Source organism: Sphingomonas faeni (assembly GCF_003053745.1).
GTDB lineage: Bacteria > Pseudomonadota > Alphaproteobacteria > Sphingomonadales > Sphingomonadaceae > Sphingomonas > Sphingomonas faeni.
The window spans coordinates 37,736-53,513 of the sequence record NZ_QAYE01000001.1; the positions used below are offsets into that span (position 1 = coordinate 37,736).

A 15,778-nucleotide genomic window follows, 5' to 3' on the forward strand; every position below is an offset into this window, starting at 1 on the left:
TGTTCCCCTCCCTCGTGAAGGGAGGGGCTAGGGGTGGGTGGGTTCGTTGCGGGTCGCGGAGTTCGCCAAGCAGCCCACCCACCCCCGACCCCTCCCTTCACGAGGGAGGGGGGAAGAAGGGGGGAGGGAGTGATGCCTGCGGGCATTTGACACCACCCCGGCGGAGGCCGGGGCCCAGTTGGGGGACGTTGTTCACTGAGCGCGCGCTTCGTTACTGCGACCTATCCAACTGGGCCCCGGCCTCCGCCGGGGTGGTGGACCTGTTGGGGTGGGGTACGTCTGCACCAATTCGACGGAGTGGTGGCGGGTGTTGCGATCATCGTACGGCAGCACCTGCTTCCTTGTTCTCCCGCGAAGGCGGAAGCCCAGACTGGGTCCCCGCCTCCGCGGGGAAACATAGTGAGGCAGGGGGCAGTGGTTCGGTTTGCCGCCCCAAACACGCCAACCGGCAACCGCTTTGCCGCCCGCCCCTGCAACACCGGCAACGTCTTGCCGCTCCCCTTGCCGCCCGCCCGCCACTACCCGGCAAACCACCATCCCCCACCCTCGCCGCCAAAACTGGCACGCCCATTGCTTATGTCCGGTTGCGCAATGGGTGCGCCAGGAGACGGGCTTGTGTCAGGCGACACGCTTTTCGGAGTTCACGGGGCGGCACTCGAGGTGCGCTCGCAGCGCATGGGTGTGCTGGCGTCGAACATCGCCAACGCCTCGACGCCCGGCTTCAAGGCGCGCGACATCGATTTCCAGTCGGCGCTCGCGTCGGTGGAGAACGACGGCAGCACAAATGCGGCGACCAAATACCGCATCCCGACGCAGACCTCGATGGACGGCAACACCGTCGAGCTGAGCCAGGAGCAGACCGCGTTCGCCGAGAACGCCGTCCAGTATCAGACGACGCTGTCGTTCCTGAACGGGCGGATCGGCCAGATCACTCGTGCGCTGAAGGGGGAATAAGACGTGTCCAACCAGCCCATGACGATCTTCCAGGTCGCCGGCCGCGCGATGTCCGCGCAGCTCGTCCGGATGAACACCACGGCGTCGAACCTCGCCAATGCTGGCGGTACTACGGGCTCCGCAGAGACCGCGTACAAGACCATGAAGCCGGTGTTCCGCACCAGCTTCGATGCGGCCAGCGGGATGTCGACGGTCGACGTCGAGCGCGTCGTCACGGCCGGTGAAGCGCCGACCAAGCGCTACGACCCCGACAATCCGATGGCCGACAAGGATGGCAACATCTTCGAGGCGGCGGTCGATGAAACCCGCGAGATGGTCGACATGATGGAGACCGCCCGCAGCTACCAGAACAACATCGAAGTGATGAACACGGCCAAGTCGCTCATCATCGATACCCTCAAGCTAGGCCGCTGATCATGGCAACCTCCTTCGACTCCACGCTGTCCAACCTCGGCATCACGCGCACGTCGACCGCCGCGGCGACCACCACGACCAAGTCGTCGACGTCGCTCGGCCAGTCCGATTTCCTGAAGCTGATGACCGCGCAGATGCAGAACCAGGACCCGTTCAACCCGGTCGACAACACCCAGATGGTCGCGCAGATGGCGCAGATCTCGACCACCTCGGGTATCTCCGAGATGAACACGACGATGAAGGCGATCGCCGACAAGCTGGGCGTCACCAGCACCGGCGAAGCGCTCGGCTATGTCGGCAAGACCGTTCTGACCCCGGGCAGCACCGCTTACGGTCGCGCGGCCGGCGGTATCGCCGGTTCGATCGAGCTGGCCGGCGCCGCGACCGACGTCAACGTCACGATCAGCGACGCGAACGGCGCGGTCCTGAAGACCATGTCGCTCGGCAAGCAGGCCAAGGGCACGATCGGCTACGACTGGGACGGCAAGGACGCTGCCGGTGCGGAAACCGGCAACGGCCCGTTCACGGTGCAGGTCAACGCGCAGAACGCCGGCACCACGGTCGGCGCGACCAGCCTGGTCTGGGCCCCCGTCCAGTCGGTGTCGACCACCACCGGCGCCGCCATCCTCACGCTTCCCGGCCTCGGCGAAATCCCCGCCAGCGCCGTCCGCCAGATCGGCTGAACCCAGAGTTTCCAGGAGTTAAACCGCCATGTCCTTCTACACTTCGCTCTCCGGTCTCCAGGCGTCGCAGGCTGAGATGTCGACGATCTCGCACAACCTCGCGAACGTCGCCACCAACGGCTTCAAGAAGAGCCGCACCGAATTCGCCGACGTGATCGCCTCGAGCGTGTCGGTCGCGCCGTCGCAGCAGATCGGCTCGGGCGCGATCGTCCAGGCCAATCGCCAGCAGTTCGCACAGGGCAGCCTGATCCAGACCTCGAACAGCCTCGATCTCGCGGTGTCGGGCGACGGCTTCTTCGCGGTCAAGCCGAGCATCGAATCCGCCTCGATCAATTATACGCGCAACGGCGGCTTCCTGGTCGACTCGAACCGCTACGTCGTCGATTCGCAGGGCTCACATCTGCAGGTGTTCCCGGTGGACGGCTCGGGCGCGGTGGTTGCGACGGGCTCCGATTCCGCGGTCAGCCTGCGCCTGCCGGAGACGAGCGGGACGCCGGTGCCGACTTCGGCGGTTACGATGACCCTCAACCTCAACGCCAATTCGGCGCTGCCGACGACGGCGACGTTCGACCGGTTCGATCCGTCGAGCTACAACCAGTCCGCGCAGACCACGGTGTACGATGCCAGCGGCAACGCGATGACGCTGACCAACTATTTCAAGCGCACCTCGGCACCGACGACCACCAACGCGAACAGCACCTGGGAAGTCCACAGCTTCGTCGGCGACAAGGAGCTGACGACGAACGGCACCGCCGGGACGGCGATGACGTTCGACCCGACCGGCAAGATGACCGCGCCGACCGCCGCGATCAAGTTCGACCAGTTCACCACCGCGAACTCGACCGATCCGCAGGCGATCGCCTTCACCTTCGGCAGCGGCACGACGCAGCTGTCGAGCGCGTTCAACGTCGCCTCGCGGACGCAGGACGGCAAGGCGGTCGGCCAGATCCAGGGCGTGACGGTCGACGAGAAGGGCCTCGTCAATGCGAGCTTCTCGAACGGCGACACGCAGGTGCTCGGGCAGGTGATGCTCGCCAATTTCTCCAATCCCGAAGGCCTGCGCCAGCTCGGCAGCAGCTATTGGCAGTCGACCGGCATCTCCGGCTCGGCGAAGCTCGGCTCGGCGGACACCAACGGCTTCGGCAAGCTGATGTCGGGGACGATCGAGGGATCGAACGTCGACATCACCGAGGAGCTGGTCAACCTGATCGCGGCACAGCGCAATTTCCAGGCGAACTCGAAGGCCTTGGATACGGCCAACCAGATCTCCGAAACCATCTTCAACATCCGCAGCTAAGCAAGAGCGAGCAGGGGACCCTGAATGGACAAGCTGGTCTACACCGCGGCGACGGGCCTGCGCGCGCACATGGCGGCGCAGGCGGCGATCGCCAACAACATGGCGAACGCGTCGACCACCGGCTTCCGCGCCGATCGCGTGGTGTTCGACCGGCTGAACCTGAAGGGCGACGGCTCGACGATCGAGGCGCGCGCGCCGACGTCGGAAGAGGTGACCGACGCCGATCGCTCGCCCGGCGCGATCCAGTTGACCGGGCGTCCGCTCGACGTTGCGATCACCGGCACTACCGTGTGGCTGGCGGTGCAGGCGTCGGACGGCTCCGAGGCGTACACGCGGCGCGGTGATCTGGAGGTCGCGCCATCGGGCGTGCTGCAGACCGGCGATGGGCATCCGGTGATCGGCTCGGGGGGGCCGATCACCTTGCCACCCTATCAGTCGCTGACGATCTCGGCCGACGGGACGATCTCGATCGTGCCGCAGGGCGGCGACGCGAAGGATGCGCAGGTGATCGACAAGCTCAAGCTCGCCGACACCAAGGGGTCGGATACCGTGAAGGGCCTCGACAATCTGCTGCGCGTGCGCGGCGGCGGGGCGTTGCCCGAGGATATGGACGCGAAGGTTCAGGGCGGCGCGATCGAAGGATCGAACGTCAACATGACGCAGGCGCTGGTCGACATGATCGAGAACCAGCGCAGCTACGAAGTCCAGGCCAACATGATGAAATCCGCCAAGGAAATCGACGAGAGCGGTGCATCGCTGATGCGCCTGCCGAGCTAGAAGGAACAGACGAATGTCATCCGCAGCCATGCATATCGCGCGCACCGGGCTCGACGCCCAGGACATGCGCATGCGCGTCATCTCGAACAACCTCGCCAACGTGAACACCACGGGCTTCAAGAAGGACCGTGCGGCGTTCGAGACGCTCGCCTACCAGACCGTCACGACGCCCGGCACGCAGAGCACCGCCGAGACCAAATACGCGACCGGGCTCAACCTCGGCACCGGCGTCCGTATCCAGGGCACCGCGCGCATCGACACGCAGGGCGCGATGCAGACGACCGGCAACAGCCTCGATCTCGCACTCGACGGCGACGGCTATTTCCAGGTGCAGATGCCCGGCGGCACGCTCGGCTACACCCGCGCCGGCAATTTCTCGCGCTCCGCCGAGGGCCTGCTGGTCACCAGCGAAGGCTATCAGGTGCAGCCCGGCATCACCGTGCCCGAGGGGACGACCGGGATCACGATCGGCCGCGACGGCACCGTGTCGGCGATGGTCCCCGGCCAGACCGAGGCGTCGCAGATCGGCCAGATCCAGGTCGCCAGCTTCCCGAACGGGGCAGGGCTCCAGGCGACCGGCGACAATTATCTCGTCGAGACCGCAGCCAGCGGCGCGGCGAACGTCGGCGTTGCCGGCCAGGACGGTCGCGGCGGCATCAAGCAGGGCATGCTCGAGGCGTCGAACGTCAACGTCGTCGAGGAACTGGTCGACATGATCGAGACCCAGCGCGCGTACGAGGTCAATTCGAAGATGATCTCGGCGACCGATGACATGCTCAAATACGTCAACCAGAACCTGTGATGCGCACCGTCTCAACTTCGCTCGCCGCCCTCGCCGCGATCCTCGCCCCGATCCTCGCTGCGTCTTCGGCAGACGCCAGCCTGTTCGGCAAGAAGGCGCCGCCCGAGGATTTCTCGGTCGCGCGGCCGTTGCCGGTCCAGCCGGTGCCGGTCGTCGCCACCGGCTCAATCTTCCAGGCGCAGGACGGCTATGCCGCGCTGTACGAAGGCTGGCGCGCGCGCAAGGTCGGCGATCCGCTGACGATCGTGCTGGTCGAGCGCACTGCGGCGTCGAAGTCGTCGGGCTCGAAGCTCGACAGCAACGGCTCGGGCAGCATCACGCCGCCGACCACGGGCTTCCTCAACCTGTTCAACAAGAGCGACGCGACGCTCAGCGGCGGGCGTAGTTTCAACGGCACCGGCGCGGCCGACCAGACGAACTCGCTGTCGGGCGAAGTCAGCGTGACGGTCGCGCAAGTCTATCCCAACGGGACGATGCTGGTGCAGGGGCAGAAGCGCGTCACGCTCAACCGCGGCGACGAGTTCCTGAAGATCAAGGGGCTGGTCCGCACTGCCGACGTCGACCGCGATAACCGCGTGCTGTCGACGCGGGTCGCCGACGCGCAGATCTCGTACACCGGCAAGGGCGACGTCGCCCGCGCCGGCCGCCAAGGGTGGCTCAGCCGCTTCTTCTCCGTCGTCAGCCCGTTTTGATGCGTCTCCCCCAGCCGTTCGTCCTGAGTAGAGACCGAGTAGTGCCGAAGGCGCGTACCGAGGGCTCGTATCGAAGGACAGGTTGGGATGCGGAACCCATGCTTCGATACGCACCCTCGATACGCCGCTGCGCGCCTACTCGCTCGCTACTCAGCACGAACGGTAAAGGACTAAAGACCGTGTTTCGTACTTTCGCAGGTCTCCTCACCACCCTCCTGGCATCCCTCCTGATCGCTGCGCCGGCCTCCGCCGACCGGATCAAGGACCTTGGCGGGTTCCAGGGTATCCGTTCGAACCAGCTGACCGGCTACGGCATCGTCGTCGGCCTGCCAGGCACGGGCGACGATAATCTCGAATACACCGTGCAGTCGCTAAAGGCCGTCGCGTCACGCTTCGGGCTGCAGCTGCCGCCATCGGCGAACCCCGGCATGAAAAACGCGGCGGTCGTGATGATCACCGCCGAACTGCCGCCGTTCGCCAAGCCCGGCCAGCGGCTCGACATCACCGTCGCATCGATGGGCAAGGCCAAGTCGCTTCGCGGCGGCAGCCTCATCATGACGCCGCTGCTCGGTGCCGATAACCAGATCTACGCGATGGCACAGGGCAACCTGGCGGTCGGCGGGCTCGGCGCGGAAGGCGCGGACGGGTCGAAGATCGTCGTCAACGTGCCCTCGACCGGACGCATCCCCGAGGGTGCGACCGTCGAACGCGCGGTCGCGACCGGGTTCGACAGCGCGCCGACGCTCACCTTCAACCTTGCACGCGCCGATTTCACCACCGCGCAGAACGTTGCCGGTGCGATCAACTCGAAATTGGGCTTCGGCAGCGCGCAGGCGATCGACGCGGTCTCGGTCGCGGTTCGTGCGCCGATCGGTGCCGACATCCGCGCGACGCTGATGTCGACGATCGAGAATCTCGACGTCGTCTCCGCCGAGCCCTCCGCCAAGGTGATCGTCAACGCGCGCACCGGCACCGTGGTCATCAACTCGGCGGTCCGGGTCGGTCCGGCGGCGATCACGCACGGCAAGATGACGGTGCGGATCGACGAGAAGCCGCAGGTCAGCCAGCCCGCGCCGTTCAGCCAGGGCCAGACCGCGATCGTCCCGAACAGCCGCGTCGCGGTCGAGGAGGAGCGTCGCCCGATGTTCCTGCTCAACCCCGGCCCCAAGCTTGCCGACATCGTCAAGGCGGTGAACGCGATCGGCGCGTCGCCGGCCGATCTGGTCGCGATCCTAGAGGCGCTGAAGGAAGCCGGCGCGCTCAAAGCCGAGTTGATCGTCCTGTGAGCCCGCTTTCCACACCCGCCCCGACGACCGGCATCTCGACGGATACGAGCCGCCTCAAGTCGAAGGACAATCTCGACAAGGCAGGCGAGAAGTTCGAGGCGGTCTTCACCGGCATGATGCTGAAGAGCATGCGCCAGGCGAAACTCGCCGATCCGCTGTTCGATTCGAAGGCGATCGACACCTTCACCGACATGCAGGACGGGCTGATCGCGAAGTCGATGGCGGAGCACACGCCGCTCGGCATCGGCAAGGCGATGACCGATTTTCTCGCCAAATCTCAATCCGATCTTAACCAGGGTGCGGCAGACTCGCCGCCATGAGCGATCTCCTTTCGATCGGCGCCTCGGGCGTGCGCGCGTACCAGACCGCGCTGTCCACGGTGTCGGAGAACATCGCGAACACCGGCAATGCGGGCTATACAAGGCGGACGACTACGCTCTCCGAAGTGTCGTCGGTCAATGGCGGGCTGAACGCGCAAAAGTCGGTCAGCAGCAACGGCGTCACGGTCACGGGGATCGGCCGCAGCGCCGACGCATACCGCTCGCAGGCGGTCCGCTCGGCCGGCACCGATCTCGCCAAGACAGAAGCCGGCGTCACCTGGATGAACCGGATAGAGACGGCGCTGGGCAACAACCAGCTCGGCGACCGGCTCACCAGCTTCTTCATGTCCGCCCAGAAACTCGCCGCCGATCCGACCTCGGAGCCGGCGCGGGCGGTGATGCTCGAATCGGCCGGCACGGCGGCGGCGGCGTTCACCGCGACCGGCGCGGCGCTCGATACCGCGGCCGCCGATCTCGATTCGACCGCGTCGCAGGCGGTGCAGTCGCTCAATGCGCTCGGCACCGCGCTTGCCAAGATCAACGACGGCATCGCGCGCACCGCGCCGGGATCGTCGACCGCTGCACAACTCGCCGACCAACGCGATCAGGTGCTCGAGCAGATGAGCACGATCACCGACATCAATACCTCGTTCGACGATCTGGGGCGGACGACCGTCCGGCTCGGTGGCGCGGCGGGCTCGGTATTCGTCGCGGGCGGCGAGAGCGCGCAGGCGTCCTATGCGCGCAACGACGAGGGCGCAGTCCAGTTCGCGGTGACGCGCGGCAACGTCACGTCTGCGCTGTCGCCAACCGGTGGCGCGCTCGCCGGGTTCGCGGAAGGGGCGCAGCGTATCGCCGCGGCGCGCGGGTCGCTGAACGCGATCGCCACCGACTTCAAGAGCAAGATCAACGCGGTGCAGGCGCAGGGCCGCGACCTCGACGGCAATGCGGGGGCTGCGATGTTCGCCACCGGTGGCACGCCGACCGACATCTCGGTCGCACTCGCCGATGGACGCGGGATCGCTGCGGCGAGCGCGACCGGCGGCAAGCGCGACGCATCCAATCTCTCCGCGTTGCAAGGAGTGCGCAGCAGCGGTGGCTTCGAAACGCGCACCACGACGCTGATCGCCGGCAACGCCGCCGCGCTCGAACAGCGCAAGGTGGTCGCCGATGCGCAGGGCGCGATCCGCGACGGTGCGGTCAGTTCGCTCGCGTCGTCGTCGGGTGTCGATCTCGATAGCGAGGCGGTCGACCTGCTCCGCTTCCAGCAGGCCTATCAGGCGTCGAGCCGCGTGATCCAGGCCGCGCGCGACACGTTCCAGACCATCCTCGATCTACGGTAACGCCCATGCAGATCGCGACTCGCCTCTTCTACGATCGCGCTTCGGCGTCGATGACTTCGCTCGGCGCCAAGGCGGAGTCGTTGCAGAACCAGATCTCGACCGGGACCAAGCTGTCGACGCCGTCGTCGGACAGCGCCGCGTATCAGCGGCTTGCCGGGATCAAGCGCGATGCGGTCGACGACAAGGCTTATGCCGCCAATCTCGGCACCGCCGAATCGGTGTTGAAGCAGGGCGACACCAGCCTCTCCGCGATCAGCGACCAGTTGCAGAGCGCGACCGAGCTGGTGACGCAGGCGAAGACCGGCACGCTGAACGCGGCGAACCGCAAGGCGATCGGCGAGCAGATCGCGGGCTTGGTCGCGACGCTAACCAATCTCGCCAACGCCAAAGACGCGCGCGGGCAGGCGCTTTTTGGCGGCGCCGACGGTGCGCCTGCGGTCGCTGCGGGCGGGACCTACGCGCTCGCGTCGAAGCCGGTGTCGGGCATCCCGATCGGCGACGGCCAGACCGTCCAGGCGAACGAGACCGCGGCGCGCATTTTCACCGTCGGCGGCAAGGCCAGGCCCGATGGCAGCATCGAGGGCGGTACTAATACGCTGGCGATGCTCTCGGCGATCGCGACGGCGCTGCAATCGGACGATTTCAAGGCGAGTTCGCTCGATTCGTCGCTCGCCGACATCACCGCCGCGTCGGATCAGGTGTCGACGGTGCAGGCCTCGCTCGGGGCTCGCGCCGCGCGTGTCGATCTGGAGGCATCGCGGCTGACCGATGTCGCCGCCGACCGCGAGGCGACCCGGTCGGGATTGGAGGATACCGACATCACCACGACGGTGGTCGAGTTGCAGAAGACGATGACGATCCTGTCGGCGACGCAGGCGAGCTTCTCGAAGCTCTCGGCGCTGTCGCTGTTCGATTATCTGCGCTGATCCGAATTTAATCGCGCGCGACGTCGTCTTGGTAACCGGTTGGCTACCAAAGGCGGTTAATTCTGTGGCGACGCAAGAGCCGCCATCGGCCCTGGGGGAATTTCGAACACCATGTTTCCGGTCATCGGCATCGTCGTCCTGCTCGTCATGGTGTTTGGCGGATTCGCGTTCACCGGCGGCGCGCTTGGCCCCGTCATGGAGGCGATCCCGCACGAGATGCTGATCATCGGTGGTGCCGCCGCCGGTGCGCTGATCATCGGCAATTCGGGCAAGGAGCTGAAGGGGCTCGGCGCGGGGCTCGGGAAAGTCTTCAAGGGGCCCAAGTACAAGAAGCAGGATTATCTCGACGTCATCTTCCTCGTCAGCAAGCTGATGAAGATGCTGCGGATGGACGGGCCGATCGCGCTCGAGCCGCATGTCGAGGATCCGCAGTCTTCGGCCGTATTCGCCGAATATCCGAAGCTCCTGAAGGACAAGGCGCTCGTCAACCTGATCGCCGATACGCTGCGCCTCGTCGTGGTGTCGTCGGGGACGCTCGACGTGCATGCGGTCGAGGAGGTGATGGATCACTCGATCAAGACGCACCACCACGAGGAGGAGGCGGCGCACGGGACGCTCGCGAGCCTCGCCGACGCGCTGCCGGCGCTCGGGATCGTCGCCGCGGTGCTCGGCGTGGTGAAGACGATGGGCTCGATCGACAAGCCGCCGTCGATCCTCGGTGCGATGATCGGTTCGGCGCTGGTCGGCACGTTCATGGGCGTGCTGCTCGCCTACGGCATCGTCGCGCCGCTCGCGAACCGGTTGAAGCAGGTGCTCGATGCCGATGCGTCGATCTACGACGTCGTGAAGCAGATCATCATCGCCTCGCTCCACGGCCATCCGCAGCCGCTGGTGATCGAGGCCGCGCGCTCGGGCATCGCACACAAGAATCAGCCGGGCTTCGCCGAAGTCTTCGACGGCTTGCGCGGGAAGTAATTCAGTGGCCGCGCGCGCGCCTCATGGAACGAACCAGCCGCCCAAGGTCATCGTCAAGAAGATCTATATCGAGGGGCATGGCGGCCATCACGGCGGCGCGTGGAAAGTCGCGTACGCCGATTTCGTGACCGCGATGATGGCGTTCTTCCTGTTGCTGTGGATCGTCGGCGCGACCACCGAGAAACAGCGCAAGGGCATCGCCGATTACTTCGCGCCGACCATCCTCAACACGCGCTCGCTCGGGATCGGCGGCGGCGGGCTGTTCGGTGGCGAATCGATCCTCGACAAGAATCGCATCGGGCCGAAGCCAGGACAGACCAGCATGGCGCAGCTTGCGATTCCCGATGCAGGGCTCGGGGGGCCATCGGCAGGGACGGGGCCCAAGGGTTCGCTGAAAAGCCGCGATGCGCTGACCAAGGAAGATCAGAAGAACTTCCAGGCGCTGCGTCGGCGCGTGCTCGGCGAGATGTCGGGCAATGCGAAACTGTCGCGCCTGCAAAACCATGTCCGCTTCGTGCCCACGCAGGACGGGATGCGGATCGATCTGGTCGACGACGCGGACTATTCGATGTTCGCGCTCGGCACGACCGCGCTTGATCCGGAGGCGTCGGCGTTGATCGGCATGATCGCGGGATCGGTGCAGGGCATGCAGAACCCGATCATGATCCGCGGTCATACCGATAGCGTGCCGTATGGCGACCCACGTGCGATGAACAACTGGATGCTGTCCTCAGGCCGTGCCGAGGCGACGCGGCGGCGGCTGTTGTCGGGTGGTACGCCCGAGCAACGGTTCGAGCGGATCGAAGGCGTCGCCGACCGCGAACCGCTGATCGTGAAAGACCCCGCCGACCCGCGCAATCGCCGCGTTGCGATCACTCTACTCTACCGCCGCGGGCTGTTCGCCAAGTAACGCAGCCGCGTTTCCAAGGCGCGCGCAACAAAAAAGGACCGGTGCCGCGAGGCGCCGGTCCTTTTTGTCGTCACTGGCCGCGTCGCTTATTCGGCGGCGGCGGCAGTGTCCGTCTTGCGCTTGCGCGTCGTCGTCTGCTGGGCAGGCGCCGATTCGGTCTTGCGCGGGCCGGGTTTGCGTCCGAGGCCGATCTTCTTCGCCATCGCACGACGGCTTTCCGAGTAGTTCTCGGCGACCATCGGGTAATCGGGCTTCAGGCCATAACGTTCGCGGTACTCGGCCGGCGTCATGCCGTGCGTCGCGAGGTGACGGCGCAAGGTCTTGTACGACTTGCCGTCGATCATCGAGATGATGTGATCCTTCGACGCGAGCGATTTGCGTGCCGTTACGGCAGGCGTGTATTCGGTCGCAGCTTCGACCGGAGCAGCTTCGGTGGTGGTGCCGAGCAACGTCGCGACGGTCTCATGCATCTTGCCGAGAAACGCGGGAACGTCATCAGCCGAACTCCGGGTATTCGGGTTGCCGAGCCATGCGATCGTCAATTCTGTTGCCAGCTCGACGGCATTCAGGTCGGTGGTATCTTCGGCCATAGTATACTCCATTGTCTGCGGACGCCGTAACGACGTGCGACATCGGGTTCAACCATCCAAAGACGTTTTCAGCCCATTAAATTGTAAAAATCGACATTGGAAGTGGGAACGGATGAAGATCGGTCCATTTCGATTGCTCTAAATTAAAGTTTCCGAGCATGAACAAAGCAGGCACGGCGAAGATATCGCGGGTCGCGGATGGCTGGACGCCTGTCGTCGCGGCGGATAGAACTCACGTGACGGTCGCGTGCGTATCGTCGGCCGCATCGATAGCTATCGTGCAACCTGTTCGGCACGCGTCGTAGCTGCGATGCATCCTATCGAGAGAGTTTCCGCATGCTTTCAGGTCCCGACGGCGCGAACCGATCCGAACGTGCGAACCGACCCGCCGGCATGGGCGGGACCGCGAAGACGCTGTCGAAGGCGGGCGCCTATTCGGGCAGCGACTGGCTCGCCAAGCTCGGCAAGGGCAATGCGGACGACGACGCGCCGATGCTGAGAAGCGTCGGCGATCGCCTGATGCCGCTGCGGATCGCGATCCTAGCGCTGATTTCCCTCGTGATGCTCGGTCCGATCATGACCAATGTCGAGGGCGGCAATGGCGGCGAGGGAAGCGCCGTACGACAGATCGGCTATCTCGCCATCCTGGCCGGCACGATCTTCGCGATCCGCCCCTCGGCAAGCCCGAAGTCGCTGGTCGCATTCACTTGGCCGATGCTGCTGGCGCTCGCATGGTGCTGGATCAGCATATCCTGGGCGCTCGATCCGGGTACCGCATTCCGCCGTGTATTCCTGACGACGCTGGTCGCGTGGATGGTGTTCAGTCTCGTCCGGCACGGCGGCTATCAACTGAACATCGACCTGCTTCGCTATTCGCTGCTCGCCGCGATCCTGATCTCGTATCTCGTGGTCGTGCTGGATCCGATGGTAGGCATTCATCTTGAGGGTGAAGAACAGGCGATGGCGCTGATCGGTAATTGGCGCGGCTTTCTCGGTCACAAGAACTTCGCCGGCGCGGTGTGTGCGTTGTGCATCATCATGTTCCTGTTCGATGCGAAGCGTATCCGACCGACGATCCGCATCTTCGCGATCCTGGTGGCGGGATATTTCCTGTTCCGGTCGCAGTCGAAGACGTCGGGCGGCATGGTGGTGCTCGCCTCGGTCGGCGGCATCGTCTTCGAGACGGTCAGCATCCGGCTGCGTCGCTACATCATCCCCATCCTGATGATCGTCGGATCGGTCTTCTGGTTCCTGACCAGCGCCTATGCCGACATGGTCCAGTCCAACTTCCTCCAGCCAAAGGCATTTACCGGCCGTGGCCAGATCTGGGGGGCGCTGCTGAACTATGCCGGCGACCATCCCCTGCTCGGCGCAGGCTTCGGGTCGTTCTGGAACATCCAGGGCAGCAGCCCGGTGTTCGAATACGGCCATGGCTATGTCACCAAGATCACCGTCGGCCATTCGGGGTATATCGACCAGCTCGTGACGGTCGGTATTCCCGGTGTGCTGCTGATGGTCTTCGCGATGGCGGTCTGGCCGTTGGGGAGGCTGCTCGCGAGCGCCGACGTCGCGAAGGGGCGGGGCGCGCTGATCTCGGCGATGCTGATGTTCTGCATCGGCCATAACATCACCGAGAGCGGCCTGTTCGAGCGCGACGGCATCGTCAGCACGATCTTCTTCTTCGCGGTCGCGCTCGCGCATTATTGCACGATGGACGACAAGCGGACCGCACCGGTCAAGCAGGCGGGCGACGACGTGATGCGCGAACTGCGCCGCCGCAAGCGCAAGCATCGCCCGGTGCTTACCGCCGGCGAATGACCGGGTGACGTGCGAGGATCGCCGCCAGCGCAGCCTGAGCGCCGGCGGGCGTGAAGTGCGAATGATCGAAGTGTAGCGGCGTGCCATCGGCGGTGGTCAGGCGGCAGGTCGTGCCGCTGCACTCCGTGTCGATCGCAGAGGCGTAATCGGCGCCCGCTGCGCGGACCGGCCCCGCCATCGCGCGATCGAGCGCGATACGGTCGGATAGGCGAAACCCGTCCGCGAGCGTCGGGTCGCCGTCCGCGTCCGATCGCACGATCAAGGTAGGCAGGTCCGCGTCATATTCGACCGAGGGCCCGATCACCAGGACCCGCGTTCCTCGCGCCCGCAGCCAGCGGATCGTGTCGAGCAGCGCCGGCTGTTCGAAGTCTAGCCACCGCGCGGAGAGCACGACCGTGTCGATCCGCTTGAAATTTAGCGTGTCGAACGCGGCGTCCATGGTCGTTCGGCAGGTTGGCAGGCCCTTCCCATGCAGCAACGGCCGACACCCTGCCGCAGTCACCTGCACGATGTTCGCGCCCGGCAGCAGCGTGTGCAGCGCTTGCGAGAAGTGCGCGCCGTGGCTGTCGCCGAACAGTGCGATGTTGGGCTTGATCGCCGACAATTGCAGGCAGTCGGGCGAGAAGCCGTGGCCCGTCGGCAAGACGAAGCACCGATCCGTGCTGAATTGCCGTTTGCCCCCCTCCGTCGAGTCCCAGCCGAGATAACTGGCGGCCAGCGCCTGGCGCGGCGAGAGTGGGCGGATGTCGTCGGCCCTGGCGGCGATCGTCAGCCCGGCGATCGCCATCGCCGCGAGCAGCACGACTGCGACGGCGTGCGGGGCAAGACCCGATCCGCTGCGCCAGCGCCGGCTCGCCGGGCGCTCAACCAGCGCAAAGCTCAGCCATGCCGCGCCGAGCGACGCGCACAGCAGCCCGAAAGTCTCGACCGGCGCGAGCGTCGAGCCGTGGCGGATCTGGTAGAAGGCGATGATCGGGCGATGCCAGAGATAGGCCGAATAGGAGATCAATCCGACCGTCCGCAGCGGCCATGCCCCGAGCAGCCGTGCCGTCGGACCCTCGCCGCCATACGCCAGCAGCACCGCGGCCGCGACCGCGGGGGGCAGCGCGAAGGGAACGGGAAACGGCCAGCCGCTGCTGATCGCGATGCAGCTCGCGGCGATCACTGCGATGGCGAGGATGCACAGGGTCGCTCGGATCGATCGGTTCGCGATCGTCGGTACGGCACCGAGCGCGACCAGCGCGCCAAGCGACAATTCCCAGATTCGCGCGGGCAGCAGGAAGAACGCGGCGGAAGGGTAGGTCGTCGCCAGCCACCCGCCGATCGCGAACGAGACAAGTGCGAGGCCGGCGATCACCTCCGCGAGACGTTGGCGCGACAGCCCACGGAGAGACCAGAGCAACACAGGGTAGAGCAGATAGAATTGCTCCTCCACCGCCAGCGACCAGGTATGGACGAGCGGCTTGGCGTCGGACGCCGCCGCGAAATAGTCCGACGTCAGGTAGAAATAGACGTTCGACCCGAACACGCTGGTCGCCGCCGCGCTCCGTCCGAGATCGCGCAACTGGTTGGGCAGCAGGAGCACGCAGCCGAGTGCGAGCGTGACGGTCATCATCACGAGCAGCGCCGGCAGGATGCGGACGATCCGGTGGCGATAGAAGCGCGCGATCGAGAAGCGCGCCTCGGCGATGTCGCGCACCATGATCGCGGTGATCAGGAAGCCGGATATCACGAAGAAGATGTCGACCCCGACGAACCCGCCCCGCAACTTCGTCACGCCGCAGTGCAGCAGCAGGATCGGCAGGATCGCGAGCGCCCGCAACCCGTCGATATCCGGCCGGTAGCGAAGCGCGCGTCCGTCCTGCGGCGCCGACGTTCGCGTGCCTGCGGTCGCGGCCGATCCTGTCGCTATGCTCTCGCTCACTTGTACCGACGCCCCCACTTGCGCCGTCGGTCTATAGCGGGTGGCGGCATGCTGCTAGGGCCGGCAT

The 15,778-nt window shown here is 65.8% G+C and carries 16 protein-coding genes; 14 read left to right on the top strand and 2 right to left on the bottom strand.

Annotated features, from left to right (window positions below):
- Positions 1-615 precede the first annotated feature (615 nt).
- The 13 genes from C8J25_RS00235 to C8J25_RS00295 all read left to right on the top strand — a co-directional run bounded on the left by C8J25_RS00235 (position 616) and on the right by C8J25_RS00295 (position 11,379).
- Positions 616-954 (top strand): flagellar basal body rod protein FlgB, encoded by a 339-nt coding sequence (locus tag C8J25_RS00235; protein WP_279628692.1) that lies wholly within the window; start codon positions 616-618, stop codon positions 952-954.
- A gap of 18 nt (positions 955-972) precedes the next feature.
- The gene (gene flgC, locus C8J25_RS00240) at positions 973-1,368 is read left to right on the top strand and encodes a flagellar basal body rod protein FlgC (RefSeq protein ID WP_107952494.1); all 396 of its coding nucleotides are present in this window, start codon (positions 973-975) and stop codon (positions 1,366-1,368) included.
- Between the two features lie 2 nt (positions 1,369-1,370).
- The gene (locus tag C8J25_RS00245; RefSeq protein ID WP_107951785.1) at positions 1,371-2,051 is read left to right on the top strand and encodes a flagellar hook assembly protein FlgD; all 681 of its coding nucleotides are present in this window, start codon (positions 1,371-1,373) and stop codon (positions 2,049-2,051) included.
- Between the two features lie 28 nt (positions 2,052-2,079).
- On the top strand, positions 2,080-3,348 hold the full coding sequence (locus C8J25_RS00250; RefSeq protein ID WP_056061578.1) for a flagellar hook protein FlgE: 1,269 nt from the start codon (positions 2,080-2,082) through the stop codon (positions 3,346-3,348).
- 24 nt (positions 3,349-3,372) lie between these two features.
- The gene (gene flgF / locus C8J25_RS00255; RefSeq protein WP_107951786.1) at positions 3,373-4,125 is read left to right on the top strand and encodes a flagellar basal-body rod protein FlgF; all 753 of its coding nucleotides are present in this window, start codon (positions 3,373-3,375) and stop codon (positions 4,123-4,125) included.
- Positions 4,126-4,138: 13 nt separating this feature from the next.
- Positions 4,139-4,927, top strand: a complete 789-nt coding sequence (flgG, locus tag C8J25_RS00260) for a flagellar basal-body rod protein FlgG (protein WP_056061573.1) — start codon at positions 4,139-4,141, stop codon at positions 4,925-4,927.
- Complete coding sequence (locus C8J25_RS00265) at positions 4,927-5,619, top strand: flagellar basal body L-ring protein FlgH (RefSeq protein WP_107951787.1); 693 nt, start codon at positions 4,927-4,929, stop codon at positions 5,617-5,619. Before flgG ends, C8J25_RS00265 begins: the two co-directional genes overlap by 1 nt.
- Positions 5,620-5,798: 179 nt before the next feature.
- Positions 5,799-6,905, top strand: a complete 1,107-nt coding sequence (locus tag C8J25_RS00270) for a flagellar basal body P-ring protein FlgI (RefSeq protein ID WP_425275431.1) — start codon at positions 5,799-5,801, stop codon at positions 6,903-6,905.
- On the top strand, positions 6,902-7,225 hold the full coding sequence (locus C8J25_RS00275) for a rod-binding protein (RefSeq protein ID WP_107951789.1): 324 nt from the start codon (positions 6,902-6,904) through the stop codon (positions 7,223-7,225). The genes C8J25_RS00270 and C8J25_RS00275 overlap by 4 nt, the downstream gene beginning before the upstream one ends.
- Positions 7,222-8,568, top strand: a complete 1,347-nt coding sequence (gene flgK / locus C8J25_RS00280) for a flagellar hook-associated protein FlgK (RefSeq protein ID WP_107951790.1) — start codon at positions 7,222-7,224, stop codon at positions 8,566-8,568. The genes C8J25_RS00275 and flgK overlap by 4 nt, the downstream gene beginning before the upstream one ends.
- Positions 8,569-8,573: 5 nt before the next feature.
- Positions 8,574-9,494 (top strand): flagellin N-terminal helical domain-containing protein, encoded by a 921-nt coding sequence (locus tag C8J25_RS00285; RefSeq protein WP_107951791.1) that lies wholly within the window; start codon positions 8,574-8,576, stop codon positions 9,492-9,494.
- A gap of 111 nt (positions 9,495-9,605) precedes the next feature.
- Positions 9,606-10,469 (top strand): flagellar motor stator protein MotA, encoded by an 864-nt coding sequence (gene motA, locus C8J25_RS00290; RefSeq protein WP_056061555.1) that lies wholly within the window; start codon positions 9,606-9,608, stop codon positions 10,467-10,469.
- Between the two features lie 4 nt (positions 10,470-10,473).
- Positions 10,474-11,379: a flagellar motor protein MotB gene (locus tag C8J25_RS00295; protein ID WP_107951792.1), complete on the top strand. Its 906-nt coding sequence runs from the start codon at positions 10,474-10,476 to the stop codon at positions 11,377-11,379.
- A gap of 86 nt (positions 11,380-11,465) precedes the next feature.
- Here the strand turns inward: C8J25_RS00295 and C8J25_RS00300 are convergent, their stop codons facing one another.
- Positions 11,466-11,969: a Ros/MucR family transcriptional regulator gene (locus tag C8J25_RS00300; protein WP_107951793.1), complete on the bottom strand. Its 504-nt coding sequence runs from the start codon at positions 11,967-11,969 to the stop codon at positions 11,466-11,468.
- Between the two features lie 336 nt (positions 11,970-12,305).
- On the opposite strand from C8J25_RS00300, the gene C8J25_RS00305 reads away from it, so the two are divergent.
- Positions 12,306-13,787 (top strand): O-antigen ligase family protein, encoded by a 1,482-nt coding sequence (locus C8J25_RS00305; protein WP_107951794.1) that lies wholly within the window; start codon positions 12,306-12,308, stop codon positions 13,785-13,787.
- Here the strand turns inward: C8J25_RS00305 and C8J25_RS00310 are convergent.
- Positions 13,771-15,711: an acyltransferase family protein gene (locus tag C8J25_RS00310; RefSeq protein WP_167397625.1), complete on the bottom strand. Its 1,941-nt coding sequence runs from the start codon at positions 15,709-15,711 to the stop codon at positions 13,771-13,773. The genes C8J25_RS00305 and C8J25_RS00310 overlap by 17 nt on opposite strands.
- Positions 15,712-15,778 lie beyond the last annotated feature (67 nt).

Coding starts and splice junctions, on each gene's coding strand:
- flgC (WP_107952494.1), top strand. CDS start 973: ATGACGATCTTCCAGGTCGCCGGCCGCGCGATGTCCGCGCAGCTCGTC.
- C8J25_RS00245 (WP_107951785.1), top strand. CDS start 1,371: ATGGCAACCTCCTTCGACTCCACGCTGTCCAACCTCGGCATCACGCGC.
- C8J25_RS00250 (WP_056061578.1), top strand. CDS start 2,080: ATGTCCTTCTACACTTCGCTCTCCGGTCTCCAGGCGTCGCAGGCTGAG.
- flgF (WP_107951786.1), top strand. CDS start 3,373: ATGGACAAGCTGGTCTACACCGCGGCGACGGGCCTGCGCGCGCACATG.
- flgG (WP_056061573.1), top strand. CDS start 4,139: ATGTCATCCGCAGCCATGCATATCGCGCGCACCGGGCTCGACGCCCAG.
- C8J25_RS00265 (WP_107951787.1), top strand. CDS start 4,927: ATGCGCACCGTCTCAACTTCGCTCGCCGCCCTCGCCGCGATCCTCGCC.
- flgK (WP_107951790.1), top strand. CDS start 7,222: ATGAGCGATCTCCTTTCGATCGGCGCCTCGGGCGTGCGCGCGTACCAG.
- C8J25_RS00285 (WP_107951791.1), top strand. CDS start 8,574: ATGCAGATCGCGACTCGCCTCTTCTACGATCGCGCTTCGGCGTCGATG.
- motA (WP_056061555.1), top strand. CDS start 9,606: ATGTTTCCGGTCATCGGCATCGTCGTCCTGCTCGTCATGGTGTTTGGC.
- C8J25_RS00300 (WP_107951793.1), bottom strand. CDS start 11,969: ATGGCCGAAGATACCACCGACCTGAATGCCGTCGAGCTGGCAACAGAA.
- C8J25_RS00305 (WP_107951794.1), top strand. CDS start 12,306: ATGCTTTCAGGTCCCGACGGCGCGAACCGATCCGAACGTGCGAACCGA.